The sequence below is a fragment of the Photorhabdus namnaonensis genome, assembly GCF_001684335.1.
In the GTDB taxonomy this organism is placed as follows: domain Bacteria; phylum Pseudomonadota; class Gammaproteobacteria; order Enterobacterales; family Enterobacteriaceae; genus Photorhabdus; species Photorhabdus namnaonensis.
This window is the reverse complement of record NZ_LOIC01000094.1, coordinates 85,234-87,417: the sequence shown is the minus strand read 5'-3', so window position 1 is coordinate 87,417 and position 2,184 is coordinate 85,234. Positions and strand designations below refer to the sequence as shown.

Genomic DNA, 2,184 nt, shown 5'->3' with positions numbered 1-2,184 from the left:
TACGGCTGGTCGTATGGGCAAACACGTAGCTACGCAAACCGCTCAGAGCCGACTCGAACAGCATGATGCCCAGCAATCCCGCCGCGACAACATCCAGTGTGGTTAGGCCGTGGTGCACCAAAACTTTGTCCATGACCACCTGAAAGAACAACGGCGTCACCAGAGCAAACAGTTGCAAGGCAAAAGACCCCAGCAAAACTTCCCCCAACAACTTGCGGTATTTGACGATAGCCGGGATAAACCAGGTGAAGTCAAAGCGAGAAGTCTCTCCGGACAGACTGTTACTGGAACGCACAAGCACCAGTTGCCCTGTCCAACGCTGCTCAAGCTGCTCGAAGCTGATAACTTCGGGACGCGCCGAACGTGGGTCCTGAATCAGGGCCTGTTCTTTGTCCAGTTTAGCCAAAATAAAAAACTGCCCATCCCGGTCAATAGCAATGGCGGGCAAGGGAGTATGTTCAAGTCTGGCAAGTGTTGTGTTTACAGACTTGGCTTTCAGCCCTGAATGACGAGCGGCCAGCAGCAGCTCCTTCAGGGTAAGACCTCGGTTGGAAGTGGAAAATTCGTGTGAAAGTTGTTCAGTCGATATCGCTATATTGTGAAACCTGGCCAACATAGCCAGGCAAATCAAGCCGGTATCCAGCTCCGGAGAAGAGTGGGGTGACTCAGTACTCATTTCATTATCCTGCATCAGACAACTTTATCCTTTAAATCAAACATCTGGATATTCATCTCACCCCTAGTAAGCTATCCAGAAATATCCGCAATCCGTTTAGTAAACAAATCACAATTCATGTAATTAAACATTTATATCATCAATTAATAATAAATTTCACTTAAAATATTAACAAATCGTGACATTAACCACAAAATAATATTAACATTTGCTAAACTTATAACGCTTCTGCTTGCATTGAGGGAAAGACATAAGCATCAACAATCTGATTCAATAATTGCAACGACTCTTGAATCAGTGAAAATAAGATATCGATCAGTTATTAGCCATCATAATGAAACCAATCGGTATTACCGATCGGATATCACGGCTAATAATTAATCAACCAAAAAACCAAGAAAAGACATTTCAATTAGAAATTAGCCAAAATTTGGCATACAGGCAGGTTATAGACACATTTTTCTTGCATAGGTTAGTATAATCGCCAGATCACTACACAAAAATTAATCAGTCATCTAATCGATAACTTTTTACAGAAACAAAAAGATGTATTTACCGAAGTGAATACGGCAAATCAGAAAAATCATTAAGGGGATTAATGATCAACTTATCAGGCTTAAAAATCCCAATCTAACAACCGCGCAAATAACGATCAGAAAACGTCAGGAAAAATATGACCACATCATTAATATATAAATTTTTTGCACAAATTAGTCTATCCGTCATTCCGCACCGCATGCCTGATTTAAAAACAGTGTGATAGTATGGCCGCCTCGCGACGTGAAGCACAGACTTTCGCGAAAAACACGCTGAAATTAACGGAAAAAGAGCTGAAATTGTTTGAAAAATTGTGCAAAAAAGCGTTTGCCTGCAAGGAAGATGCGTTACATGCCCTGCGTGATTATGGAAACTTTTCCGGCCAATTACAAAACCCGGCAAAAGATTGAACAGGGCTTCCGGTTTCTGAAGAGCCCAGAGTTCCTGACCTCTTCTATGTATCCCAAAAAACCGGCAGACACAATCGCCCATCGCCCGTTGGGTATTTTTAACCTTTGAAGGGATTAATACCTTCGAATTTCAAGAGCATCGGAGGGTAACGGGTATACAACCATACCAAAATGACCTGTTGAAAATATTGGGTCAATGGTATGGGTCTTTTTCTTCCTGAATTGGGTGCGGAATGTCAGTTATAAAGACCCGCGATAACCATCGCGGGCCTTGTTACCGATCAGTGCCAGTTGGCTGCCAGCACAGGTTGCAGCCGCTGTTGCTCGACATCGCCGAGCATTGTGGTCGCAGGTGTCGGCGGCGCGAAGGCAGCCATCGCCTGGACAAGATTTTCGACATTACGGTCCGTCAACCGATGACCGTCACCCGCCATGATGCTGCCGGGGCGTTCGGAAGGACTGGCATACCAATTATGCAGTGTGACCTCCTGCTTACTGCCAATGACCGAAATTTGCAGATCCTGCCCTTCATGCTGGAACCACAGACGCTCAGGGCTAATA

At 44.4% G+C, this 2,184-nt stretch carries 2 protein-coding genes and 1 pseudogene; 1 reads left to right on the top strand and 2 read right to left on the bottom strand.

The features are described 5' to 3' along the window. Nucleotides 1-676, bottom strand: a 676-nt coding sequence (locus tag Phpb_RS27115) for a cysteine peptidase family C39 domain-containing protein (RefSeq protein WP_240492644.1), incomplete at its 3' end; no start/stop codon positions are given. Between the two features lie 767 nt (nucleotides 677-1,443). Between Phpb_RS27115 and Phpb_RS24660 the strand changes: the two are divergent. Continuing rightward, nucleotides 1,444-1,844, top strand: a pseudogene (locus Phpb_RS24660) (IS1634 family transposase); the annotation flags it as partial. Nucleotides 1,845-1,904: 60 nt separating this feature from the next. On the opposite strand, the gene Phpb_RS27110 reads toward Phpb_RS24660, so the two are convergent. Then, a partial coding sequence (locus tag Phpb_RS27110) for a hypothetical protein (RefSeq protein WP_240492643.1) occupies nucleotides 1,905-2,184 on the bottom strand: 280 nt, incomplete at its 5' end.